This is a genomic window from Buttiauxella warmboldiae (assembly GCF_003818135.1).
Lineage (GTDB): Bacteria > Pseudomonadota > Gammaproteobacteria > Enterobacterales > Enterobacteriaceae > Buttiauxella > Buttiauxella warmboldiae.
The window spans coordinates 14,009-39,439 of record NZ_RPOH01000040.1; the positions used below are offsets into that span (position 1 = coordinate 14,009).

22 protein-coding genes and 1 pseudogene are annotated in these 25,431 nt (G+C 51.3%); 10 read left to right on the top strand and 13 right to left on the bottom strand.

Translation table 11 applies throughout. The features are described 5' to 3' along the window. Positions 1–231 precede the first annotated feature (231 nt). On the top strand, positions 232–1,239 hold the full coding sequence (gene galR, locus EHN07_RS11100) for an HTH-type transcriptional regulator GalR (RefSeq protein WP_124024205.1): 1,008 nt from the start codon (positions 232–234) through the stop codon (positions 1,237–1,239). Positions 1,240–1,264: 25 nt separating this feature from the next. On the opposite strand, the gene EHN07_RS11105 is transcribed toward galR, so the two are convergent. The 3 genes from EHN07_RS11105 to EHN07_RS11115 all read right to left on the bottom strand — a co-directional run bounded on the left by EHN07_RS11105 (position 1,265) and on the right by EHN07_RS11115 (position 4,953). Then, positions 1,265–2,071 (bottom strand): GntR family transcriptional regulator, encoded by an 807-nt coding sequence (locus tag EHN07_RS11105; protein ID WP_425267179.1) that lies wholly within the window; start codon positions 2,069–2,071, stop codon positions 1,265–1,267. Between the two features lie 109 nt (positions 2,072–2,180). After that, positions 2,181–3,608 (bottom strand): glycoside hydrolase family 1 protein, encoded by a 1,428-nt coding sequence (locus EHN07_RS11110; protein WP_124024206.1) that lies wholly within the window; start codon positions 3,606–3,608, stop codon positions 2,181–2,183. Positions 3,609–3,615: 7 nt separating this feature from the next. Further along, positions 3,616–4,953 carry a PTS sugar transporter subunit IIC gene (locus tag EHN07_RS11115; RefSeq protein WP_124024207.1) on the bottom strand — a complete coding sequence of 446 codons (1,338 nt, stop codon included), beginning with the start codon at positions 4,951–4,953 and terminating at the stop codon, positions 3,616–3,618. 317 nt (positions 4,954–5,270) lie between these two features. Between EHN07_RS11115 and EHN07_RS11120 the strand changes: the two genes are divergently transcribed. Beyond that, positions 5,271–6,299 carry a LacI family DNA-binding transcriptional regulator gene (locus tag EHN07_RS11120; protein ID WP_124024208.1) on the top strand — a complete coding sequence of 343 codons (1,029 nt, stop codon included), beginning with the start codon at positions 5,271–5,273 and terminating at the stop codon, positions 6,297–6,299. On the opposite strand, the gene lysA is transcribed toward EHN07_RS11120, so the two are convergent. Next, on the bottom strand, positions 6,272–7,531 hold the full coding sequence (lysA, locus tag EHN07_RS11125; RefSeq protein ID WP_124024209.1) for a diaminopimelate decarboxylase: 1,260 nt from the start codon (positions 7,529–7,531) through the stop codon (positions 6,272–6,274). The two genes, EHN07_RS11120 and lysA, sit on opposite strands and share 28 nt — an antisense overlap. Before the next feature lie 113 nt (positions 7,532–7,644). Between lysA and EHN07_RS11130 the strand changes: the two genes are divergently transcribed. Both EHN07_RS11130 and EHN07_RS11135 read left to right on the top strand, forming a co-directional pair. After that, a complete protein-coding gene (locus EHN07_RS11130) occupies positions 7,645–8,568 on the top strand; it encodes a LysR family transcriptional regulator (RefSeq protein WP_124024210.1) in 924 nt (307 codons plus the stop codon). A 173-nt stretch (positions 8,569–8,741) separates the two neighbouring features. Then, positions 8,742–9,065 (top strand): cupin domain-containing protein, encoded by a 324-nt coding sequence (locus EHN07_RS11135; protein ID WP_124024211.1) that lies wholly within the window; start codon positions 8,742–8,744, stop codon positions 9,063–9,065. A gap of 63 nt (positions 9,066–9,128) precedes the next feature. Here EHN07_RS11135 and wzz(fepE) read toward each other — a convergent pair whose 3' ends face one another. After that, complete coding sequence (gene wzz(fepE), locus EHN07_RS11140) at positions 9,129–10,244, bottom strand: LPS O-antigen length regulator Wzz(fepE) (protein ID WP_124024212.1); 1,116 nt, start codon at positions 10,242–10,244, stop codon at positions 9,129–9,131. Between the two features lie 665 nt (positions 10,245–10,909). Here wzz(fepE) and EHN07_RS11145 point away from each other — a divergent pair. The 5 genes from EHN07_RS11145 to EHN07_RS11165 all read left to right on the top strand — a co-directional run bounded on the left by EHN07_RS11145 (position 10,910) and on the right by EHN07_RS11165 (position 16,361). Continuing rightward, positions 10,910–11,800: a carbohydrate ABC transporter permease gene (locus EHN07_RS11145; protein WP_124024213.1), complete on the top strand. Its 891-nt coding sequence runs from the start codon at positions 10,910–10,912 to the stop codon at positions 11,798–11,800. Next, a complete protein-coding gene (locus EHN07_RS11150) occupies positions 11,793–12,707 on the top strand; it encodes a carbohydrate ABC transporter permease (protein ID WP_124024214.1) in 915 nt (304 codons plus the stop codon). The genes EHN07_RS11145 and EHN07_RS11150 overlap by 8 nt, the downstream gene beginning before the upstream one ends. Positions 12,708–12,720: 13 nt before the next feature. Next, a complete protein-coding gene (locus EHN07_RS11155; protein WP_124024215.1) occupies positions 12,721–13,848 on the top strand; it encodes an ABC transporter ATP-binding protein in 1,128 nt (375 codons plus the stop codon). Positions 13,849–13,863: 15 nt separating this feature from the next. After that, on the top strand, positions 13,864–15,153 hold the full coding sequence (locus EHN07_RS11160) for an ABC transporter substrate-binding protein (RefSeq protein ID WP_124024216.1): 1,290 nt from the start codon (positions 13,864–13,866) through the stop codon (positions 15,151–15,153). Positions 15,154–15,230: 77 nt separating this feature from the next. Next, positions 15,231–16,361, top strand: coding sequence for an oligogalacturonate lyase family protein (locus EHN07_RS11165; protein WP_124024217.1), 1,131 nt, complete (start codon positions 15,231–15,233; stop codon positions 16,359–16,361). 55 nt (positions 16,362–16,416) lie between these two features. On the opposite strand, the gene kduD is transcribed toward EHN07_RS11165, so the two are convergent. Continuing rightward, on the bottom strand, positions 16,417–17,178 hold the full coding sequence (gene kduD / locus EHN07_RS11170) for a 2-dehydro-3-deoxy-D-gluconate 5-dehydrogenase KduD (RefSeq protein WP_124024218.1): 762 nt from the start codon (positions 17,176–17,178) through the stop codon (positions 16,417–16,419). A gap of 391 nt (positions 17,179–17,569) precedes the next feature. Between kduD and EHN07_RS11175 the strand changes: the two genes are divergently transcribed. Then, positions 17,570–18,745, top strand: a complete 1,176-nt coding sequence (locus EHN07_RS11175; RefSeq protein WP_124024219.1) for an oligogalacturonate lyase family protein — start codon at positions 17,570–17,572, stop codon at positions 18,743–18,745. Between the two features lie 216 nt (positions 18,746–18,961). On the opposite strand, the gene EHN07_RS11180 is transcribed toward EHN07_RS11175, so the two are convergent. From EHN07_RS11180 to EHN07_RS11205, 7 genes and pseudogenes are all read right to left on the bottom strand, one after another. Next, on the bottom strand, positions 18,962–19,645 hold the full coding sequence (locus EHN07_RS11180; protein WP_124024220.1) for a porin: 684 nt from the start codon (positions 19,643–19,645) through the stop codon (positions 18,962–18,964). Between the two features lie 506 nt (positions 19,646–20,151). Next, positions 20,152–20,325 (bottom strand): annotated as a pseudogene (locus EHN07_RS20660) (acetyl-CoA C-acyltransferase); the annotation flags it as partial. Beyond that, positions 20,326–20,685, bottom strand: a complete 360-nt coding sequence (locus EHN07_RS20865; RefSeq protein WP_425267180.1) for a hypothetical protein — start codon at positions 20,683–20,685, stop codon at positions 20,326–20,328. It lies immediately after the preceding pseudogene. Continuing rightward, positions 20,669–21,196, bottom strand: a complete 528-nt coding sequence (locus EHN07_RS11190) for a chemotaxis protein CheW (RefSeq protein ID WP_124024221.1) — start codon at positions 21,194–21,196, stop codon at positions 20,669–20,671. Before EHN07_RS11190 ends, EHN07_RS20865 begins: the two co-directional genes overlap by 17 nt. Then, positions 21,193–22,881, bottom strand: coding sequence for a diguanylate cyclase (locus tag EHN07_RS11195; RefSeq protein ID WP_244202389.1), 1,689 nt, complete (start codon positions 22,879–22,881; stop codon positions 21,193–21,195). The genes EHN07_RS11190 and EHN07_RS11195 overlap by 4 nt, the downstream gene beginning before the upstream one ends. A gap of 4 nt (positions 22,882–22,885) precedes the next feature. Beyond that, on the bottom strand, positions 22,886–23,254 hold the full coding sequence (locus EHN07_RS11200; RefSeq protein ID WP_124024222.1) for a response regulator: 369 nt from the start codon (positions 23,252–23,254) through the stop codon (positions 22,886–22,888). A gap of 24 nt (positions 23,255–23,278) precedes the next feature. Then, on the bottom strand, positions 23,279–25,423 hold the full coding sequence (locus tag EHN07_RS11205; protein ID WP_124024223.1) for a hybrid sensor histidine kinase/response regulator: 2,145 nt from the start codon (positions 25,421–25,423) through the stop codon (positions 23,279–23,281). Positions 25,424–25,431: the final 8 nt, after the last annotated feature.

The window sequence follows — 25,431 nt, forward strand, 5'->3', positions numbered from 1 at the left end:
GCACGCTGCAAACTGTAAGCAAAGATTTAGGCTGAAATCATTAAAAATCCGTAACATGGCTATTCTTTCCGCGCCACCTGCCCCCCCGGGCCTGCGTAGTGTAACGCTGACACCAGTACGCCCCGGGTTTTCGGTAAGTTTGCGACGATGGCGAGCGTTGCGACCTTGAAGTAACGCGCCTTTTCCGTAACACTTAACTTGTGTAAACGCTTACCCACAGGAATATTTACCATGGCGACAATAAAGGATGTAGCAAGACTGGCAGGCGTTTCTGTCGCCACTGTCTCTCGTGTGATTAATGCTTCACCAAAAGCCAGCGAAGCCTCACGCCTCGCCGTCACCAGCGCGATGGAAGAACTCAATTACCATCCCAACGCGAATGCCCGGGCGCTCGCCCAGCAAACCACTGAAACCATTGGTCTGATTGTGGGGGATGTTTCCGACCCGTTCTTTGGCGCGATGGTCAAAGCCGTCGAGCAAGTGGCATACCGCACCGGCAACTTTTTATTGATCGGTAACGGTTATCACAACGAACAGAAAGAACGGCAGGCCATAGAGCAGCTTATTCGCCATCGCTGTGCCGCATTGGTGGTCCACGCGAAGATGATCCCCGATAGCGATCTGATTTCGCTGATGAAGCAGATGCCCGGCATGGTGGTGATTAATCGCATCCTGCCCGGCTTTGAGCAGCGTTGTGTCGCCCTTGATGACCGTTATGGTGCATGGCTTGCCACCCGCCATCTGATTCAGCAGGGCCATACCAAAATTGGCTATCTGTGTTCCAACCATCAGATCTCCGATGCGGACGATCGACTTCAGGGTTACTACGATGCGCTGACGGAGCACGGTTTGTCGATTAACGATCGCTTAGTCACTTATGCCGAGCCGGACGAAAGCGGCGGCGAGCAGGCAATGACGGAGCTGTTAGGCCGGGGGAAAAATTTCACTGCGGTCGCCTGCTATAACGACTCTATGGCCGCCGGTGCGATGGGCGTTCTCAATGATAACGGGATTGAGGTGCCAAAAGAGATTTCGCTGATTGGCTTCGATGATATTCTCATCTCACGCTACGTGCGCCCGCGCCTGACCACCGTGCGCTACCCAATCATCACCATGGCAGCACAGGCCGCAGAGCTGGCGCTGGCGCTGGCCGAAAAACGCGAGCTGCCGGAAATCACCCATATGTTTAGCCCGACGCTGGTACGCCGCCACTCGGTCATCGCCTGGTCTGGCGAATAATTGGCAGCGTGAGCCGGCAGGCTTTTTACATCAGCTTTCCCTGGAAGAGAGGAACCGATTCGAATAAATAACCATCGAAATCAGGCGCATCGGAATCTGACTGTTCGAGCAGGCTATTTTTAACGTTTTCCAGATGCTGCCACATCGCCTGCCACGACCCCATCACATCACGGCGACGCAGCGCTGCCAGAATGGTTTGCAGGTCCCCCAGCCATTTCAGGCGATAGCTGCGCGTATCAATGTGCGCCCGCAGCTGCTGCCACATCGGGCTGCTGTCCTGATGGCGCCAGATATTTTCTACCGTTGCCAGCAGCATCTGGTTTTGTGAAGCGCCAGCCAGAACCAGATGAAACATTTTGCAGTTGTCCTGGCTCAGATCGTTTATCGCAATCGCCCGCTGCTCTTGTTCAAGAATGCGCTTGAGGTTGTCAATATCAGCTTTGGTTGCCATTTTGGCGGCGAATGCCGCAATATTGCTTTCCAGCAGCTGGCGCGCCTGCAGCATTTCAAACGGGCCGATATCGCTGCTGAAAAAGGCTTCTTCTTCCACTTCGTGTTCGCCCGGAACGCGAGTGACGTACACGCCAGATCCCTGACGGATATCTACCGTGCCCTGCAGTTCAAGCATCAGCAACGCTTCACGAACAATGGTGCGGCTAACGCCATAAGTCTCCGCAATGTTACGTTCGGGCGGCAAACGTGAGCCGATCGGATATAACCCCTGCATAATTTGCGCGCGCAGATCCTCACCTATTTCCTGATACTGTTTTTTTTCTGGCGAAAGCACAACCTTGTCCACGATATCACCCGCCTGGTTGATTCTCAGCGCCATGAGGTTCAGGCGCTGTTGTATACCCGTTAGCTTATCAACTTATTCATCTGAATCAGACTGAGAATAAACTCCATGCTTTTTCCTTCTTTATCAGCCATCTCCTGCATGATTATTTCCATTCATCGTCAACCCTGAGCTGCAACGTGCGGGTTTCGCCCAGCGCCCGGTACCAATGGGCAGATTTTTTAGCGCGGCGCTCACGGTTGTTTTGCAGATTAATTTCAATCAGCCCGTAGCGATTTTTAAAAGCGTTCATTGGCGAGACATTATCGGTGAAAGCCCACAGCATATAGCCCTGGCAGTTTGCGCCTTCTTCGCGAGCACGCAGCGCCTGGTATAAATGTTCGCTAATAAACGCGATGCGGTAATCGTCCTCAATCACCCCATCGGCATTGCGGAACTGCGCTTCGTTTTCGGTTCCCATCCCGCTTTCAGCGACAAACCACGGAATATTGCGATATTCCGTTTTGATCCGCATCGCTATGTCGTAAATAATGCGCGGGTAAATCTCCCAGCCGCGCGACTTGTTCATGCGCCGCCCTGGTAATTCAAACGGCTCGTAATAATAAGCAGGATGGAATGGGGTTTCCGGGTTCCAGGCGCGTGACGGTGCTTTTACCCGGTGCGGGTAATATAAATTAATCCCCAGTTCATCCACGGTATTTTCACGGATTATCGCCAGCTCCTGCTCGGTGTAATCCCACTGTATGCCGTGTTTTTCCAGCAGTTCGATCAGCTGTGGCGGGTACTCGCCGTGCACCAGCGGATCTAAAAATACGCGGTTGTAGAACAGGTCGTAAATCTGCGCCGCTTGTCGATCGTGTGCGGCAGTTGAACGCGGATAGGTGACTTCCGGGTTAAGAATGCAGCCCACGCTGCCGCTGTACCCTTTTTCACGAAACAGCTTCACCACTTTTGCCGTGGCGAGGTTCTTGTGGTGGTTCCACTGCATCCACTTATGAGTGTTTTGCTCATAGGGCCAGCGTAGCGCGTCCAGGTAAACCCGTGTTTGCACGACAATCGGCTCGTTAAAGGTGAACCAGCGATTCACCTTGTGGGCGTATCGGGCAAAGACTTTTTCAGCGTACAGCACATACAGCTCGACCACTTTTTTCGCCGCCCAGCCGCCGTAGGTTTCAAACAGCGTGGCAGGCAATTCATAGTGCTCAAGGCAAATCATCGGCTCGATGCCGGTACGGCGCATTTCATCAATGAGATTGTCGTAGTAGCGCGCGTATTCTTCATCCACCACGCCCTTTTCATAATCAGTGAAAAAGCGCGACCAGTTGATCGAGGTACGGTAGTGCGTCAGCCCCGCCTGTTTCATTAACGCCACATCTTCACGGTAGCGGTTAATAAAATCGGTAGCGACCGCCGGGCCATACCCCTGGTGCCAGACATGCCTGTCATTTTTATACCAGGCATCAAGCCAGGAGTCCTGCCCCTCTTTTTTGCCGCTCCAGCCTTCCGTTTGCCAGGCCGATGCCGCAGCGCCGAGGATAAAGCCTTCCGGGATAGTGATTTTTACGTTGCTCATGCCTTCCTCACGCGTTGTTGGCCATTTGTTGCTGCTCGGCCTGCAGCTGCGCAAGCTCCGCGCGGCGCGAGGCAATTTTCACAAACGGCAGATAAATCAGCACCGAAACCAGAATACAGCCCAGTTGCGTCACGACCGCGCCCATGGAGCCCGCGGTAGAAAGCCAGGCGTTGATCAATGGCGGCGTAGTCCACGGCACCATCACCACCGCTTTACCGGCAAAGCCCATCACCGTTGCAAAGTAGCCAATCGTGCCGGTAACCAGTGGCGTAATAATGAAGGGAATAGCCAAAATAGGGTTAAGCATAATCGGCATACCAAAGATCACCGGCTCGTTAATATTGAAGATCCCTGGACCGAATGAGAGCTTAGCTATCTCTTTCATTTCTTTTCGTTTAGTGGCAATCATCACCGCAATCAGCAGGCCGATAGTCAGACCCGACCCGCCAATACTCATATACACATCCCAGAACGGCATGGTGATGATATTGGGGATCTCTTTGCCCTGCTCAAATGCGCTCATATTGACGGTAATCGCCCCGAGCAGCAGCGGCTCGCGGATAGGTTTAATCATCTGGTTGCCGTGGATCCCGATAACCCAGAAAAGCTGGGCTACGAACATCAACAGCAGGATCCCCGGCAGGCTTTGCACCACTTTTTCCAGCGGTTGCTGCACCACCTGATACACCGCGTCATACAAATACATGCCGGTAGTCTGGTGGAAAATAAATCCAAAAGTGGCAATCGCGGTAACGGTAATGATCGAGGGGATCAAGGCGGAGAAAGAGGCGGAAACGTTAGGCGGTACGGTATCGGGCATTTTTATCTTCAGCCCCTCGCGTTGTTCCAGCCAGCAGTAAATCTCCACCGACAAAATGGCGATAAACATGCCGAGGAACAGGCTACGGGTATCAGAAAACTGGCGCGCCAGAATATCTTTCACCTGGTGCATTTCACCATCAACCATCATTTCGATGGTCGTCGGCGTTACGCAGATAAAGCAGATCACCGCCAGCAGGCCGGGAAACAGACTTTTGATGCCGTTAATGCGCCCCAGCTCAATACCAATCAGAAACACCGCGCCGATGTTCAAAAAGTTAAGCGTGGCATAGTTAATTGCCGAGGTAATCGGCTTTAGCTGAGCGAGAAAAGAGAGTGCAGAAAAACTGGCCAGCCCGTTTTTCGGGTCCAGCACCATATTAGAGATCAGTACGGAGAACGCCCCGACGATGATGACCGGCATCAGGGTAATAAAGGAAGCTTTGATCGCCATAATATAGCGGTAGCTATTGAATTTAGTGGCGAAACTTCCCAGCGAGTCGATTAACTTTTCCTGCATAGCCATAGGGTATACCTCAGTGTTATCGTTTTTTTATTATTCAGGACGAGGGGTGAGAAGCCGTTTGGTATACCAAAAGTAGAAGCAGGTGCGTAACATTTCCGTGACAAATATCCCACATCGTGCAATTGGGATTCCAATGCCGCCGATGGTGGCTAATTTGGTATGCCAAATTAACCCAACGAGCCTGCATCGGATAAAAGCGTGATCCGGCGCGACAAATAGCATCGCGAAGCCGCAAGCCCGGGGTTTCATCAGCGACGCGTGATAAGCTAGCCAGATTATGCGGCCATGCGGCAAGCGTCTTAATCAGGAATGAATTGATGGTAACAATGCTGGATGTCGCGCTACGCGCTGGCGTTTCCAAAGCAACGGTATCACGCGTGCTTAATGGGATCGGACAAGTCAAACAGAGCACCCGCGAACAGGTCTTTAGCGCCATGGAAGAGTTGGACTACCGGCCTAACTTTCTGGCGCGCTCCCTTGCCAACCGCAGCAGCAATAGCGTGGGGCTGGTGGTTTCTACTTTTGATGGATTCTACTTTGGCCGCCTGCTGCAACAGGCCTCGCGCCAGACTGAGGCCTGGGGCAAACAGCTGATCGTTACGGACGGGCACGACACGCCGCAAAAAGAGCTGGAAGCCGTTCAGATGCTGGTAGACCGCCACTGCGACGCCATCGTGCTGTACACCCGCTTTATGAATGAACGTACATTACTGTCGCTCATGAACAGCATCAAAGTGCCTTTAGTGGTGATTAACCGCGACGTCAGCCAGGCGCGCGATCGCTGCGTATTCTTTGAGCAACAGGATGCTGCGTTTCAGGCCACCGACTACTTAATTCGGCAAGGGCATCGCGACATTGCCTGTATCACGGTGCCAATCTCCACGCCGACCGGGCAGGCGCGCCTGATGGGTTATCGCAAAGCGTTGCAAAAGCATGGGATTACCTTTAGCGAGGAACGCGTGAAATATGGCGATTCGAGCATGACGCTCGGCCATAAATTGTGCCATGAACTGCTGGAAAGCCGCGTGCCGTTTAGCGCGCTGTTTGCCTGTAACGATGATATGGCCCTTGGCGCTTCGAAAGCGTTGCACCAGGCAGGCCGGCGTATCCCACAGGATATTTCGCTATTTGGCTTTGATGACGCGCCGAGCGCCCAGTGGTTAGAACCTGCGTTATCCAGCGTCTATTTGCCTATCGACAGCATGATCACAACCGCCATCGATCGGGCGATAAAACTGGCAAACGGTGAGGTGCTTAACGCGATCCCACCGTTTGTTGGCAAGCTGGTGCTACGAGAATCTGTGGGACCGGGGCCGTTTTACACTTCTAAAGCCAGCAATTCCTGAATGGTCTGGCGGCGGCGAATCAGCCGCGCCTGCCCGTTATCCAGCAACACTTCCGGTAGCAGCGGGCGGCTATTGTAGTTAGAAGACATAGAGGCGCCGTACGCGCCGGTGTCATGCAGCACCAGATAATCCCCCACCTGTACCGGCGGCAGCGCGCGCGTTTCCACTTTGCCGCCTTCCTGCTGCGTAAACACATCCCCTGATTCACATAAAGGCCCGGCGACAACCGTTGCAACCAGAGGAAGCCCGGCAAGATCGCGTCCGTCTCCTGCCAGAGCAGAGATATGGTGGTAGCTGCCGTACATTGAAGGACGCATCAAATCGTTAAACCCGGCGTCAATCAGCACAAAGTGGCGCGAGCCCATATTCTTAACCGAGCGCACCTGAGCCACCAGCACCCCGGATTCCGCCACCAGGAAGCGCCCAGGTTCAATTTCCAGCTTCACCGGGTGCCCCAGATGGCGGGCGATTTTCTCACGCGCGGCATTCCACAGGCCGTAATAGTGACGGGTGTCAATGGTCTCTTCCCCTTCACGATAGGGAATCGATAGCCCGCCGCCTGCGGAAATCGCTTCCAGATCCTGCCCGAAATCAATCACCTGCTGCGCCATCGCACCGCAAACACGCTCAAGGTGGCCGTAATCAACCCCCGAACCAATATGCATGTGGATCCCCACCAGATGCAGCCTGTAGCGTTGAATAACCTCCAGCGCCTGCGGCAAATCAGCATGCCAGATACCATGTTTACTGTTTTCGCCGCCGGTATTGGTTTTCTGGCTGTGGCCATGACCGAAACCAGGGTTCACACGTAACCAGACGCGATGGCCCGGCGAAACTTCGCCAAGCTGCTGCAGCATATCGACAGAACCGGCGTTGACCGGAATTTGTTGCTCAGCCACCAGCGCAAGGGTTGGCTGGTCAATCATATCGGCGGTAAAAACGATATCGTCCTGGTTTTCCAGCGGCCTATAGCCTGCGGCCAGCGCGCGTTCAATTTCGCCCTGGGATACGGAATCGACCTTCACACCCTGCTCGCGCATCAGGCGCAGAATATGAATATTGGAGCAGGCTTTCTGCGCAAAACGGATCGCATCAAACTGGCGCAGTTGGGCAATCTGCTGGCGAATAATATCGGCGTCATAAACCCAGACCGGGCAGCCAAATTCAGCAGGCAAAGCCCGCAGGTTTTGCGCATTCAACGCGGTATCGGTGTGATTAAGCGGGCGTGGCATGGCTGGCTCCGGCAAGGTTTTATTTTCGGCTATTACGCCACAGCTGGATGTGAAGAAAAAATATCGATTTCTCTCGAATCTATGCAAAACTGATATGGATAAAGGAGAACCTGATGCCCTCAATTACCCTGCGCCATGTCGAAATTTTCCACGCGGTGATGACCGCCGGTAATCTTACCGAAGCCGCAGGACTGCTGCATACCTCACAGCCTACCGTCAGCCGCGAACTGGCCCGATTCGAAAAGCTGATTGGCCTGCAGCTGTTCGAGCGCAGCCGCGGGCGATTGCACCCCACCGTACAGGGGCTGCGTTTATTTGAAGAAGTACAGCGCTCCTGGTACGGGCTGGACAGAATATTGAATGCCGCTGAGAGCCTGCGCGAATTTCGCCAGGGCGAGCTTTCCATCGCCTGTCTGCCGGTCTTTTCGCAATCTTTCCTGCCGGGATTAGTGCAGCCGTTTCTGGCGCGCTACCCGGAACTGAGCCTGAATATCGTGCCGCAGGAATCGCCGCTTTTAGAAGAGTGGCTCTCCGCCCAGCGCCACGATTTAGGGCTGACCGAGAATACCGTGACGCCTGCCGGTACGGAGCGCCAGACGCTGCTGACGCTAAATGAAGTATGCGTGCTACCAGCCGGGCACCGCCTTGCCGATAAAAAAGTGCTGACGCCACAGGATTTTGCCGGGGAAAATTATATTAGCCTGTCGCGCACCGACAGCTATCGCCAGCTGCTGGATTCGCTCTTTCAGGAGCACGAGGTTAAGCGGCGAATGGTCATGGAGACGCACAGCGCGGCCTCGGTGTGTGCGATGGTGCGGGCGGGCGCAGGCATATCGGTGGTCAATCCGTTGACCGCGCTGGATTACGCTTCCAGCGGCGTCGTCGCAAGACGCTTTAGCGTGGCGGTCCCCTTTACCGTGAGCCTGATTCGCCCGCTGCACCGCCCTGCTTCGGCACTGGTTAGCGCTTTTAGTGAACATCTGCAAAATAGTATGCAGCTCTACATTAAGCCGCTAAACACCCTGCTCGACGCCTGAATGAAGCCCAGGACAATCACTGAACCGCCCAACCCGCTAGCGGTGAATACGCCACGGCCTCAGGCAGGAAAGCGTGATCCACCTTACAATTCTCTGGTGCCTACTATCGCAAAGCGATTTTTCAGGATACGATTCATTAAATGAAACAACGTTTCACATACAAGGATCGAGAAATGTTCACTTTTATTAAAGATACCAAACTGGAAGATTTAGGTGCAGGCGTCAGCCGCCGCATTCTGGCGCACGACGGCAAAATGATGGGTGTACAGGTTAACTTTGAAACCGGCGCCGTCGGCCCGCTGCATAATCATCCGCATGAGCAGTTAACCTATGTGCTCTCCGGCGTATTTGAGTTCACCATCGGTGAAGAGACGCACCGCGTGACTGCGGGTGATACGCTGTATAAAGAGCCGCATGTTATGCACGGCTGCGTTTGCCTGGAAGCCGGTACCCTGCTTGATACCTTCACCCCAATGCGTGAAGATTTCCTCAAGTAAGCCATAAAAAAACGGCACCTTCCTGCATGCAGAAAAGTGCCGTTGCTAATGCCATTGATGAGCTTACATTGCTTCGATATTCATCCGCGATGACAGCGCGCTGCGAACCAGTACCACGCCTGCCGCAACCATCAGCCCCACCAGTGCCGCTAATACGATAATCAGCGCTTTACCCGGCCCCTCTTTTTTCAGCGGCAGTGAAGGCTGCATCTGGAATTGGTACGGCTGGAAATTGATATCGCCAGGATTAATCGCGGCTAACACACGCAGAGTGTGTTCACGGTTTTGGATAGCGGGGTTTAACTGCGCCACATCTTTAATTGATTGCTCAATCTTCAGCTTTTCCGCAAGGCCATTAGCGCCGAGAGAAACGGAATAATCAGGATCGTCTTTTACCGCCTGTCCGCTGCTGTATACCGGCGCTGCCAGGCCGGCAGCATTCGCTACCTGCAATGAGTAACCCAGACGTTCCAGTTTCACCTTGTGCTGATTTTCGAGATTTACACGATCGAGCGCCAGTTTCTCTTTTTCAAAAGCGACCTTTAGCTCAACAGCATTTTTGATATTAGTGATGACATCCTTTTTCACTTCACCAGCAATAAACTCAACGTAGCTTTGCAGTACCTGCTGGGCATCTTCCGCATCAGGAGCGGTAAAGCTCAGCGTCCATGAAGTGTACCCAGTATCGTCACTTTTTTTAGGATCGCTGTTATCCACGGCTTTGAATTTTTGCGAGACGCCGACGATGGCACGATATAATTCGCTGTTATCAACATGACGGCTGGTCAGCAAAGTCTGGACATACGGAGAAGTTGCGAGAAATTTCTCACGCAGCTCCTGCGAGCCAAATTTCTTTAAAAACAGGTTATAGAGGCTTATCGCATCAAGATTTGTCTCCACGCCAAGCACCGTCATGTTCACGATTGCGCGACGCAGCTCAATAATATTGGCATTTTCCGGCGGCGTAACAACCGCCTCACTGGTCCATTTTTGCGGCAGCAGAAAACTGGCCGCCAGGCCGCATAGCGCAAACAACAGCGTAATCGCGACGATCTGCTTTTTAGCCGCGTAAAGAGTGGACAACAGACCCAGTAAGTCTATCTCTTCATGCTGCGTTGCCATAAGCGGATAAGGAGACGTGTTCTCTAATTGGTTGGGTTTCATTTCTATCGAAGACATAACGAGCCAGTAGTTAAATTGATTAAAAACACCTGTTTAACTTTCAGAAGGGAAAATTAAGCAGCGCTTAGGCCAGCAAAATAAGAAACAGGTTGGATTTTTAAGCCATAAGAAAATGGCATATCTGTAGTGATAATAAAAATAACCAAAACCAAAAAACACCACCAAGCAACACATTGACAACAAAGAATCAACCTTGCCACGCAGCTTAACATTCTTATATCTGTCGCCATTATTCCCAGGAATGTTCTGAAAAACAACTACGAACTTTTGCCCTGTTAAAAGCCGAAATCCCGCGCCTTTAAATTCTTCTCACGCTTAAAACCTCGTTCATTTCACATAAACGAAACAGCGTTTCGACTTTGATCACATTTCCATCATGAATCGAATGACTCAGTTACAAATCGTAATAAGATTATTTAAAACGCTGTTTTACTAATCAGGAACCGTGGTTTGGATGTTTATGAAATCCATCAGTCAATCTTGACTGACAAGCCGCGATAACAGTGATTTAAATTTTAATTATCAACCAATTATCAGGGAATGAATATGTCGAACACGCCCACCGCTTTCCGACCCATCCGTTTTGCCACGCGGGTGAGGCAATGAGTTTTATCCACGATTCTGGAAAATTTTTTAAACCCTCGATCGCCAGGTAGGTATGTATGAATGAAAACAGAATGCTGGGATTGGCATGGATATCGCCCTACATAATAGGGTTGCTAGTCTTTACTGCCTTCCCGTTTGTTTCATCTTTCTTCCTCAGTTTTACTGAGTACGATTTGATGAACCCGCCGGTATTCACCGGTATTGAGAACTATCGCTACATGTTGACCGAAGATTCACTCTTCTGGAAATCCATGGGCGTGACGTTCGCTTACGTGTTTTTAACCATTCCGTTAAAACTCGCTTTTGCACTCGGCATCGCCTTTGTGCTGAACTTTAAACTGCGCGGCATCGGCTTCTTCCGTACTGCGTATTACATCCCGTCCATTCTGGGTAGCTCCGTTGCCATCGCCGTATTATGGCGTGCGCTGTTTGCTATCGACGGTCTGCTCAACAGCTTTATCGGCGTGTTTGGACTGGACCCGGTGAACTGGCTGGGTGAGCCTTCTCTGGCGCTGATGTCGGTGACGCTTTTGCGCGTCTGGCAGTTCGGTTCCGCGATGGTTATCTTCCTTGCGGCACTGCAGAACGTTCCGCAGTCGCAGTATGAAGCGGCAATGATTGACGGCGCGTCCAAATGGCAGATGTTCATGAAAGTGACCGTGCCGTTGATTACGCCGGTTATCTTCTTCAACTTCATTATGCAGACCACGCAGGCGTTCCAGGAGTTTACCGCACCGTACATCATTACCGGCGGCGGCCCAACTCACTACACCTACCTGTTCTCGCTCTATATCTACGACACCGCGTTCAAATACTTTGATATGGGTTATGGCGCAGCGCTGGCGTGGGTTCTGTTCCTGGTCGTGGCGGTCTTTGCCTCCATCGCCTTTAAGTCATCGAAATACTGGGTGTTCTACTCCGCAGATAAGGGAGGCAAAAATGGCTGATATCCCCACCAACCAGCTCGGTTCGCCAAGCCAGACGGAACTGGCAGAGCAAGAGATTGCACAGACGTTACGCCGTGAAAAAATTAGCCGTAACATTCGCTATGTGATACTGACGTTTGTCGGCCTGTTAATGCTCTACCCGCTGGTGTGGATGTTCTCTGCGGCGTTTAAGCCGAACCATGAGATCTTCACCACGCTGAGCCTGTGGCCGGCGAACCCAACCAGCGACGGCTTCGTCAACGGCTGGAAAACTGGTACCGAGTACACCTTTGGTCACTACATGCTCAACACCATGCAGTATGTGATTCCCAAAGTGCTGCTGACCATTATCTCTTCAACCATTGTCGCTTACGGCTTTGCCCGTTTCGACATCCCGTTCAAGAAGTTTTGGTTCGCAACCTTGATTACCACCATGCTGCTGCCAAGCACCGTGCTGTTAATTCCGCAATACCTGATGTTCCGTGAAATGGGCATGTTGAACAGTTACCTGCCGCTGTGGCTGCCAATGGCATTCGCCACCCAGGGCTTCTTTGTCTTCATGTTGATCCAGTTCCTGCGTGGGGTTCCGCGCGATATGGAAGAAGCCGCGCAAATTGATGGCTGCAACTCCTTCCAGGTGCTGTGGTATGTGGTAGTGCCGATTCTGAAACCGGCCATTATCTCTGTCGCCCTGTTCCAGTTCATGTGGTCGATGAACGACTTTATCGGGCCGCTGATTTATGTGTACAGCGTAGACAAATACCCCATTGCACTGGCGCTCAAAATGTCTATCGACGTGACGGAAGGCGCTCCATGGAACGAAATTCTGGCAATGGCGAGCATCTCCATTCTGCCATCGATCATCATCTTCTTCCTGGCTCAACGCTACTTCGTACAAGGCGTGACCAGCAGCGGAATTAAAGGTTAAGTGAGGGAATATCATGGCTGAAGTTATTTTCAACAAATTGCAAAAAGTTTACTCCAACGGCTTCCAGGCGGTTCATGGTATCGATCTGAAGATTGAAGACGGTGAGTTTATGGTTATCGTCGGCCCTTCTGGCTGCGCGAAATCAACCACCCTGCGTATGCTCGCCGGTCTTGAAACCATCAGCGGCGGCGAAGTGAGAATCGGTGAGCGCGTGGTGAATAACCTGGCACCTAAATCTCGCGGTATCGCGATGGTGTTCCAGAACTACGCCCTGTATCCACACATGACGGTGCGTGAAAACCTGGCCTTCGGTCTGAAACTGAGCAAGCTGCCAAAAGAGCAGATTGAAACCCAGGTTAATGAAGCAGCAAAAATCCTCGAACTGGATGAGCTGATGGACCGCCTGCCGCGCCAGCTGTCCGGCGGCCAGGCACAGCGTGTGGCCGTAGGGCGCGCGATTGTGAAAAAACCTGATGTGTTCTTGTTTGATGAACCGTTATCCAACCTTGATGCCAAGCTGCGTGCTTCGATGCGTATTCGTATCTCCGACCTGCACAAACAGCTCAAGAAGAGTGGGAAACCTGCAACCACCGTTTACGTGACGCACGATCAAACGGAAGCTATGACCATGGGCGACCGTATCTGCGTGATGAAACTGGGTCATATCATGCAGGTGGATACGCCGGATAACCTCTATCACTACCCGAAAAACATGTTCGTGGCGGGCTTTATCGGCGCGCCAGAAATGAACATTCGCCCGAGTAAGCTGATTGAGAAAGAAGGCCGCCTGCAAATTAGCGTCGGTAACGACACCCTGGCGCTGAACGAACGCCAGCAGCAGCGCTGCGCCGAGTACAAAAATCAGGACATCTTCTTCGGTATCCGTCCCGAGTTTATTTCCCTCTCCGATGAACCCTTCGCTGAGAGCCATTCCAGCGGTGAAATGGTGCGCGTAGAGAATATGGGCCATGAATTCTTTATCTACCTGAAGGTAGCTGATTTTGAAATGACCTGCCGCATCCCTTCCGATGAAGCTAAGCCGATGATTGAGAAAGGCCTTCACCGCAAGGTGTATTTCAAGTTTGACATGGAAAAATGTCATATTTTCGACGCTAAAACAGAACAAAACATCTCTCTCTGACAGGAGTCTATGATAATGAAAAAAGTGCTGTTAAGTACCCTGATTACCTCTACCTTAGCTATGGCTGCCGGCTCTGCATTCGCGGCAGATCAAGTGGATTTACGCATGTCCTGGTGGGGGGGTAACGGCCGCCATCAGGTCACACTGAAAGCGGTTGAAGAGTTCCAGAAGCAACATCCGAACATTAAAGTGAAATCTGAATACACCGGCTGGGATGGTCACCTGTCCCGTCTGACCACGCAGATTGCCGGCGGTACCGAGCCGGATGTGATGCAAACCAACTGGAACTGGCTGCCGATTTTCTCTAAAAACGGGACTGGCTTCTACGACCTGAATACCGTGAAGGGCGATTTGGATCTGGCGCAGTTTGATCCGAAAGAGCTGCAATCCACCACGGTTGACGGCAAGCTGAACGGTATTCCGATTTCCGTGACCGCTCGTGTGTTCTATTTCAACGACGAAACCTGGAAAAAAGCGGGCATCTCTTATCCGAAAACCTGGGATGAGCTGATGACTGCGGGTAAAACGTTCGAAAGCAAACTGGGCAAACAGTATTTCCCGGTGGTATTAGAGCACCAGGATACGCTCTCTCTGCTGCGCTCTTACATGGTGCAGAAATACAATATTCCTGAAATCGACACGGCGAACAAGCAGTTCGGCTACACCAAAGAGCAGTGGGTTGAGTTCTTTGGCATGTATAAAAAGCTCATCGACAGCCACGTGATGCCTGACACCAAATACTATGCCTCATTTGGTAAGAGCAACATGTATGAGATGAAGCCGTGGATTGAAGGTGAGTGGGCGGGAACTTACATGTGGAACTCCACCATTAAGAAGTATTCCGACAACCTGAAGCCACCGGCGAAGCTTGAGCTGGGTTCTTACCCGATGCTGCCGGGCGCTACTGATGCCGGTATGTTCTTCAAACCGGCACAGATGTTCTCTATCAGCAAAACCACTAAGCATCCAAAAGAAGCGGCAATGCTTATCAACTTCCTGCTCAATGAAAAGCAAGGTGTGGAAGCACTGGGTCTGGAGCGTGGCGTACCGTTAAGCAAAGCGGCGGTAACCCAGCTGACCGCTGATGGTGTGATTAAAGATAACGATCCGGCGGTTGCAGGCCTGAAACTGGCGCAATCTCTGCCAAATAAACTGCCAACCTCGCCGTATTTTGACGATCCGCAGATTGTTTCCCTGTTCGGGACCTCTTTGCAGTACATCGACTATGGTCAGAAAACCGTAGAAGAGACCGCAGCCGAGTTCGAACGCCAGGGTAACCGTATTCTGAAACGCGCAATGCGTTAATCAACCGAGCGTTTAATTCTCTGCCCTGCCCCGCTTGCGGTGCAGGGCATTTTTTTAACTCAACAGGAAACTTCGTTATGGCTAAAGGTAAGAAAATTCAGCTTTCTTTTCGCGCCCGCCGCGACAAGGATACAGGTACAGAAGTACTGCGTTTAACCCCGCCCCACGTGATTTGCCACCGCAATTATTTCTATCAAAAATGTTTCAGCAATGACGGACAGCGGCTGATTTTCGGTGGCGCGTTTGAAGGGCACTGGAATTACTACTCTGTGGATTTGGAAAAGCAAATCGCTACGCAACTGACTGAAGGCGCTGGCGATAACACCTTCGGCGGATTTTTGTCGGCAGACGATAAGTCGCTGTGGTATGTGAAAAATACCCGCGAGCTGCGCCGCGTCGATCTGGAATCGCTCGAAGAATATGTGGTGTATGAAGTCGATGATGAGTGGGTGGCTTACGGCACCTGGGTGGCGAATTCTGATTGCAGCCAGCTGGTGGGGATTGAAATTAAAAAGAGCGACTGGTCGCCGCTAACCAGCTGGCAGAAATTCCGCGATTTCTACTTTACCAATCCGCAATGCCGCCTGATTCGCATTGATTTAAACAGCGGCGAGCAGCAGGTCATCCTGCAGGAAAAACGCTGGCTGGGCCACCCGATTTATCGCCCGTTCGACGATGAAACCGTGGCGTTTTGCCATGAAGGCCCGCGCGATGCCATTGATGCCCGCATGTGGTTGATTAACCAGGACGGCAGCAACCTGCGCAAAGTTCGTCAGCATCAGGAAGGCGAAAGCTTTACCCACGAATTCTGGGTGCCGGACGGCTCCGCGCTCTATTACGTGGCGCACAAAGAAGGCGATGCCCACCGTTATTTATGTTCTGCCGACCCGCAATCCCTTGAGAATCGCCAGCTTCGTACCATTCCCCCATGCTCGCACCTGATGAGCAACTACGATGGTTCGTTAGTGGTAGGCGATGGCGCGCCGCACAAGACCGGAAATATCGATCTTAACGATCCGTTTATTTGGGTGTTCGATCTGAAAAAAGGCACGCAACAGGCAGTTTGCCGCCACAATACCTCCTGGAAAGTGGTTGATGGCGACCGCCAGGTGACGCATCCCCATCCTTCGTTCAGCCCGGATAATCAATGGGTGCTGTATACGTCTGATGAAGAAGGTATGCCGGCCCTCTATCTGGCCAAAGTATAAAAACAAAAAAACGCCTTCTGAGAGGCGTTTTTTAAGGTTGTTATTGCTGGTTAAATTAACGAGCTAACCAACCGCCATCCACGGCCACGGTGTAGCCGTTGATGTAATCAGAAGCGTTGGAGGCCAGGAACACGATTGGACCTTTCAGATCTTCTGGCAGGCCCCAACGGCCAGCAGGGATACGCTCAAGAATTGCCGCACTGCGCTCTTCATCAGCACGCAGCTGCTGAGTGTTGTTAGTCGCCATGTAACCCGGGGCGATGGCGTTCACGTTAATACCGTGCTGCGCCCACTCGTTCGCCAGCAGACGGGTCACGCCCATGACAGCGCTCTTCGATGCGGTGTAAGAAGGCACGCGGATGCCGCCCTGGTAAGAAAGCATTGAAGCGATGTTAATGATTTTGCCGCCTTTGCCCTGAGCGATAAACTGACGCGCAACCGCCTGAGACATGAAGAACACGCTCTTAATGTTCAGGTTCATCACGTCGTCCCAGTCTTTTTCGCTGAAGTTGATCGCGTCTTCACGACGAATCAGGCCGGCGTTGTTAACCAGGATATCGATTTGACCGAACTCAGCAACCGCACGCTCCAGCAAAGCAGGAATACCGTCGATCTGACGCAGGTCAGCGGTCAGGCTCAGGAAACGACGGCCCATTGCCGTAACGCGTTCGATGGTTTCAGCGGGTTCAACAATGTTGATACCAACAATGTCACAGCCCGCTTCTGCCAGACCGATAGCCATGCCCTGGCCCAGGCCAGTATCACAACCAGTAACAACAGCAACTTTACCTTTCAGGGAGAACGAATCCAAAATCATGTAGGTTTCCTTTTTTTTATACGGGCCTGCTGTTAGTGCAAGCATCCTGGAAAAATTGTCGGCGTTCGCCGCACTATTGATAAATCACTTACGGTGAAAACACTGTTCCGTAATCTTTGATGGGTGAATAGTAATCCTGTTGAAACGTCTTTTCAATTAGAAATGAAACGTTGTTTCAACTTTTGGGTAATACTTTTCAAATTTGATATTTTGATCACGTTCCCCTGCCCCCTGCGGCAAAAAATCCCGTTGCCTGCTGCAACTATTGTGCGTAGCTTTGCCGTTTAGTGAATACAATCACATATATTGAAACAATGTTTTGATAAATTAACACCAGAAGTTCGATCATAAATTTTAGACAGTTACGAATTGTCATTCAAAGGAGAGCATCATGGCTAAAGGTATGCGGGTTAAGCTGGATTATGAAGTGAGCAAAGACCCAGACACGGGCGTCGAAGTCACCCGCTTAACGCCACCGGAAGTAACCTGTCATCGTAATTACTTCTATCAAAAATGCTTTACCCATGATGGCAGCAAGCTGCTGTTTGCCGGGGAGTTTGATGGCAACTGGAACTACTATCTGCTGGATATCAATGCCGCCGAAGCGGTGCAGTTAACCGAAGGCAGCGGCGACAATACCTTTGGCGGCTTCCTCTCGCCGGATGATAAATCCCTCTATTATGTGAAAAACGAACGCACGCTGCTGGAAGTCAATCTTGAGACGCTGGTTGAGCGCGAAGTGTATCGCGTACCGGAAGACTGGGTGGGTTATGGCACCTGGGTGGCCAACAGCGATTGCACCAAGCTTGTGGGCATTGAGATTTCAAAAGACGACTGGGTGCCGTTGAACGACTGGAAAATCTTCCATGACTTCTTCCATAAAGGGCCAAACTGCCGCCTGCTGCGCGTTGATTTGCAAACCGGCGAAAGCGCCGTTATTCATCAGGAAAAAAACTGGCTCGGCCACCCAATTTATCGTCCGTTTGATGACAGCACCGTCGCATTCTGCCACGAAGGCCCGCACGATCTGGTTGATGCGCGTATGTGGATGGTTAACGAAGATGGCAGCAACGTGCGTAAAGTTAAAGAGCACGCGGAAGGTGAAAGCTGCACGCATGAATTCTGGGTGCCAAACGGTTCTTCGCTGATGTACGTTTCTTATCTGAAAGGCCAACAAGGCCGAACCATTTACAGCTACAATCCGGACACCGGTATTAACGAAGAAGTGATGCAGATGCCTGCGTGTTCACACCTGATGAGCAACTTCGACGGCACGCTGTTAGTGGGCGATGGTTCAGGCACCCCGGTCGATGTTAAAGACACCAGCGGTTATACCATCGAAAACGATCCATATTTGTGGGCATTCGATGTGGCGAAAAAAGCTTATTTCCGCGTGGCACGCCATGATACTTCCTGGGCGACATTCGCTAATAGCCGCCAGGTTACCCACCCGCATCCTTCATTTACTCCGGATGACCGCGCGATTCTTTTCAGCTCCGATAAAGACGGCAAGCCTGCGCTCTATATTGCCAAAATGCCGGCTAATCCAGAGTTAATTCCTGCCTGATAGATAATAGAGTATGCCCTGTGTAGGCCCTTGCCCTCTCATAATATGAGAGGGCTTTTTTTATCGGCCTCTCTTCAGAACACCAATCCCGTATTCATATGCTTTACGAAAGAGATAGGTTTGGTTATCAGACTGAGTAAATCATTTTATTTTACCGCGATATAAAAAAGCCTCCGCTATTGCGGAGGCCTGAGAGGGTATTAACCAATTAAACTATCAGAAGGAATAGGCGACACCGACACGATAACGCGTCTGGCGTTCGTCAGTCGTTTTGCTATCGGCAATATTACCAACTTCAGCATAAGGCGCCCAGTTTTTGTCTAACTTGTAAGCAACCTTCATGTTATATTCATCATCCCATTTTTTATTGTTTGCACGAATATTATGCTCACTGCGTTTGTACAGGTAGTTTAGCTCGAAGCGCCACTCATCCAAGACATAACCAGCCCATAAATCGCCACGGTTTACTTTATCATCCTCTTTATTCGCATTGGATGGATAACGCGTATAGTCATGGCGATAACGTGTAGCGACATAAAAACCGCTGTCGAAGCTATATTGCGCACGTAAGCTTGGTTTGTATATGGAACGATCATCTTTACTTTCAATAGCGAAACCAGGCTGTAGCGAGAAGTTTTTATTTGCTTTCCACTGCCAGCTAATATTTTCTTCATGACCGTTGCCAACAAAGTCAGTGAATGGCTTATCCGTATTATCGCCACCCGATCTCCATTTTGCTTCGACACCAAAACCAAATCCATTTGCAAAACGATGAGATACAGATACCCGGTCTGCGTTCTTTTCGTTGTCAATGTATTCATGGCGCAAGTCGACAGTAACAGCTTGCGCTGCGAAAGATGCGCCAATCAACACCGCCAAGCCCAGAGTTTTCTTCAACATAATCTCAATCCTTTCATTGAAATATCATTTCATTTTTATGAAACTGAATTTTATTTTTAAATGAACATTATTTTAGTGATCGAGATCGTAAATATTTATGTCAAAATATACGTATGCCAGCGTTCGTGATGGGCATCAACAAAACAAACAAGCAATCACGATATTTAGCGATAAACATCACGCAAAAACGCCAAAAATCACAACTGAAACATTACTTCAATTACATTTAAATAGATTTACTTAATTTCATTCATACTTTAAATAAAATTAAGTAACGCCCCCCCTGTCGATAGGGCACTGCATAGTAAGCGATGCCATAAACAGGCTATATTTACCGGCAGGATCGCAGGAAACAATGTAGGATGAACCTTAATAGCTACAGAGAAATGAAGCAGAAAAGGCAATAAAACCAATAAAAATGGGATGCCGCTAAAAGCACCTTCGTTCAGAAAGTGCCTTGCCTGTTGATAAGCAGAGCTAATGCTGAGTATCAATCTCGCTAAAGCCCCCTGCCCACCTCCGATACACAACGTCGCCAGCGCGCCGTTAACATTGACCTTACGTTTGTCCCATTCCAGCATTTTGCCCGCCGAAAGGGCCTGTGCGGCAAAAGCCTCGTTTGCTTCAATCAGATCCAGCTCATCAAGCGGCCAGCCCGCACGCTCAAGACAACGCTTCGACTATTCCCAGCTTAACAATGGGCTACAGCCTCCATCACCGACCAAGGCGCGCAACGCGGGTAACTTACAGCACTGCTTTAATAATTCAGGCAGGGGATAAATATCGCTCGGTGGCAATAGCACGTTTTCCAGCTCCCCCCATAAATACCAGCCCTGAGCAACATTGCTTGCCGGAATAAATAAATGCAGGTGTAACCCCTGTTCAGGCTCATCGGGCAACCCTAGCCATTGACTGAATCGCGCAATCCCTTCGGCTTCATATTCCACCAGCGAACAACGTTGGATCTGAGTGGCCGGAATATAAAAACGCTGGGGCCCAAGGGTGAGGCGTACCGCCGCAAGGCTAAGCGCGTGTGTCATCGTAGCCACTGCTTTCCAGGTAGCGCTCAAAGACCAGGTCCAGATCCAGCAGGGCAAAATATTCACGACCAACGGGGACAATGCCGGCCACTACTTTTTGCAGGGCGGCAGATAAATTATCCGCGGCGGGATGAATCTGGCTTTCGGCCACGTCCAGCACATCAATTAATTTATCGATCAAAATGCCGCTTTGCATTTTTTTACCACGGCCAATAAGGAGGGTGCGTTTGCCTGGCACAGGCTGTTCCGGGGCTTCAATTATCCGATTAATGGTAATAACCGACTCGACGCGCCCGCGGTGATTGATCGCTCCTTCAAGAGATGGCGGACAGCCGGGCACCCAGGAAACAGGGCGTTCCGCCAGGATTTCTTTTATCTGCGAGCCGTAAAAGGCATAGTTTTTATCCGCAAGCTTAAACAGCACAAGGCTGCGAACCGGTTCGTCGACGTTGGCAATTTCACGGCTTTCGTCTTGATAGTGGCTGAGTATGTGTTCCAGTTGAGAACTCATGCGACATCCTTATCTGCGGCCAGGCAATAACGGTTACGCCCCTGCTGCTTTGCTGCATAGAGCGCCTGGTCCGCACGTTCACGTATAGTTTCTATTTTGTCGCCCGCACGCCAGGAGGCGATCCCCGCACTGAAAGTATTGCTGAAATGGGTCTGGTTAACGGAGAAGGAAATTTTTTCAAACCCCTGACGCAATCTCTCAACTACCGCCGCCGCCTGATCTTTAGTGGTGTTCGGCATAATGATGGCGAACTCTTCACCGCCATAGCGCCCGACAATATCAGTGCTGCGCAGACGGTGGGAAAAAAGCTGCGAGATCCCCAAAATGACCTGATCGCCCGCGACATGGCCGTAGGTATCGTTGATATTTTTAAATCGGTCCAAATCGACCATCACCAGACTAAAGGGAATGCCGCTGTAATTAGATTCCGTGATTGCGCTTTCCAGGTAGTGCGTTGTCGTCGAGTGGTTATACAGGCCCGTCAGGCTATCCTGTGACATCCGCGCACGCAGCGTACGCATTCTTTCCGCACGAATCGAAACCGCATTAATCAACTCTTGCGGATCGGCCTGTTTAATAATGAAATCTTCCGCGCCGGTACTCATCGCCCCAAACTGCGTTTTCTTATTGGTCTCACTTGAGAGATAGGCGATAGGCAAACCGATATGCTGTGGGATCTGGCGGATCAGTTTCGTCAGCTCTTCACCGCTGTATTCCGGCATGTGGTAGTCCATCAGCACAATATCGATCGGATGGGTATTAAGAACGTTCAGCAAGTGTGGGATCTGTTTTAGAACATGTACTTCCATGCCCGCCATGCGCAGCATTTCTGCATTGTATTGCGCAACTTCTGGCTCGTCGTCAATCAGCAGAACCTGGTACGGTTTTTTCAGCGACGGCTGGGTTAAGCGGTGCAGCTCCTGAACTAAATCCGTCGTTGAGGCCGGTTTGACATAGTAACCGTCGCACCCGGCTTTAATCGCATTGATGCGGGCGTGGAAATGGCTGTGGCAGGAAAGATAAAGCACCGGGAATGGCGTGCCGACTTTCTTTTTCAGATCGGACATCGCCAGCGGGCCGCCGTAGGCGTTATCCGGGAAGCTGACATCCATAATCACTACCGACGGCGGCTGTGACAACACGGCTTTCGTAAAATCAGCCGTGTTGGTAAATACATAACAAATAAAGCCAAAACAGCGCAGCTGGGTTGCCAGCAGCTCCGCCTGCTCGCGCTCATCATCGCACAGATAAACAGGCTTAATGGTGCGGTTAATGGCTATCTCTTCCTGGCTGGAAGCGGCTATCGGGAACTTCACTAATGAGTCGCCACCGCGACGCCCGCTTTCCGCCTGCTCTTCAGTCAACGCGTATAGCCGCTTTAGTATTTCGCCAAGCTGCTGGTAACAGATGTTGGCCACCGAGGGGTCGGCGAACAGGCGTTCGCCTTCCGCAGCCTGGCTGGCAATTTTGGTAAAGCCAAATGAGGCGCTGGTGCCGTGAATGCTATGCAGCAAAAGATGAAGCTGCTTGCTTGCCACGTTATCCGGCCCGGTGAGTAATTTTTCCAGCAGCCCGTCGGCCTGAGCCAGCATAACGGGGATCCGTTGCAAAAAACGCTGGCGCAGGCGCGCGATTTTATCCTGCGCAGTGTTCATCGTATTTTGCATAAGTTCTTGTTTCATCATGATGTTATAATTGCTCAACCGCTGCGCCCGGCTGCAGTATTTCATTCACTACCGCCACCACTCTTTCTGCCATATTTTCATCTTTTTTCACCCAACAATCCGGGATGATAGTGATATCAGTCATCTCGCTGGCGCTGAGTAAAATAAATGGTTTGTTCCAGCCGTTGGCGCGTAACATCGCTAACAGATCCAGCCCGGTAATTTCGGGCATATGAAAATCGCTGATGACTAAGTCGATATCGCTGTCAGAACCAAGGCTGGCTAATGCGCTTATGGCACTTTCGGCAAGAATCACTTCATAACCGCTCATTTCCAGAAATACCGAAGCCAGCTCGGCGGCAAACAAATCGTCATCTACTAATAAAACACGCATATTTTTTCTCACTTATTAAGCCCTTCAGCATAAAAGCATTTTTAATGTTTCTATCAGGCTATCCTGTTCGAAATCACCCTTGGCTATATAAGCATCCGCGCCCACCTGAATTCCCCGGCGGCGATCTTCTTCTTTAGCCCGTGAAGTCACGATAATAATTGGAGTATGTTGATAATTTTCTTCGGCACGCAGCGCTTTGGTGAGCGAGAATCCATCCATCACCGGCATCTCTACATCCGTCAGTACCGCATCAAACTGCGTCAGACGCGCTTTTTGTAGCCCCGACAGCCCGTCTTCGGCGAGCGTGACCTGATAGCCGTGTGCTTCCAGCACATTTTTTTCAATTTCACGCGTATTCAATGAGTCATCAACGACCAGCACATGCCAGGCGTTGCGTCGTGTTTCCGGCTCAGGCGCCGCAGTCCGCGTCTGCTTCTGTTTTTGAGCCATTTCCATCAGAACCGGAACCTGCAAAACGCTCACCAGCTGGTTATCCTGGCTCAGTACCATGCCGGAGACTAACGAGTGCTGCTGCATATGTTTGGGCAGGGGTTTAATCATCATGTTGCGCTCATCCAGCAGGCTATCCGCCAGCATCGCCATCTTGCCAAACTGGTTCTGAATGATGATAAGTAACAAAGAGTTGCCCGCCGGAGCCGAGAGCGGCTGGCTCCCCGGCCGCTCCTGAATGCGCAGCAATTCAGCCGCTGAAATAACCGGAATAAATTCGTTGTGCAGAATAATGGCCGGGCGGCCCGCAATGTCGCGAATCTCATTGCGAGAATAGTTAACCACTTCAACAACGTATTGCGCCGCAAGGCCAAACAGATGGCCCTGCAGTTCAAACTGCAAAATGCGCATCATCGCCAGAGAGATGGGTAAACGAATAATAAAGCTGGTCCCCATGCCTGGCCGGCTGTGCACCTGCAATGTGCCCTGCAGATCGGTGACAATGGTCTTGCGAACGATATCCAGCCCCACGCCGCGACCGGAGAGCTCGGTAACAATCTTGCTGGTTGAAAAACCAGGATGGAAAATCAGCTCGTTGCACTCCTGCTCTGAAAGCTGCTCAACCACCTCAGCATCAACTAAGCCGCGTGCCACCGCTTTGGCGCGGATCGCCGAATAATTTAAGCCACGCCCATCATCTTCCACACGCAACAAGATACCGCGCCCGTCCTGCTGCGTCGTCAGGGTGATAGCACCACGCGCCGATTTTCCTAGCGCCAGGCGTTCCGCCGCTTCGCCGATGCCGTGGTCGATAGCATTGCGCAACAGGTGGGTTAACGGCTCAGAAAGCCTGTCGATTAACTGCCTGTCGATCTCCACTTCCCCCCCCAGAATGCGGCAATCTACCTGCTTGTTCAGGGATGCCGCAAGCTCACGCACCTGCGTCGAAACGGGTTCAAACAGCATTGACATCGGGAGCATACGAATGGTGGTGGCAACGTCATACAGTTCATACATCTGCAGATGCTGAACCTGAAAATCTTCTTTTAGCCTGTGGCTGAACTGCAGCACCTGCTGGCGCAGCTGTTCCGCATCCATTTGCGCCAGATGCGGCCCCAGCTTAACCAGGCTATGCACCTGCTGTTCAAGGCGATCGTGGCTGGCCACCACTTCCCCGAGAATATTAATCAGATCGTCCAGCTTTTCGAGTTTTACCCGTACTGAACCCGCTTGTTTTAACCCACCGTCCAGCGCATCCAGCGTTGGGAGGGTAAGAGTTTTTTCTACCGCTGGCGTGGGGGCCACTACCCTATCGCTGGCCATTTCTCCGCGACTGGCGCGCGCCAGCTGTTCACACAGCGCCCCATCTGCCGGAGGCAGCTGATTATTACCATCGCTCGCGGCCAGCCGATCGAGCAGGTTAGCGATATAATCGCAAGCCTGAAGGATCAGGGCGCCAAGGTTCTGGTCAGGCTCAAGCTTCCTGTCACGCAGCTCGCTTAAAATTTCTTCCAGCTGGTGGGTGACATCAGCGATGCTCGGTAATTTCAGCATGCGAGCCCCCCCTTTCAGGGTATGCGCCGCGCGGAACATCTCGCCGATTTGCGCCTCGCTGTTTTGCCCCGCGATGAGCAAAAATGCCCCTTCTTTCACGGTCTGCAAATGACCATTTGCTTCATCGATAAAGCGCAGCACGAATTTTTTAAGATCGATAGCCATAGGATTAT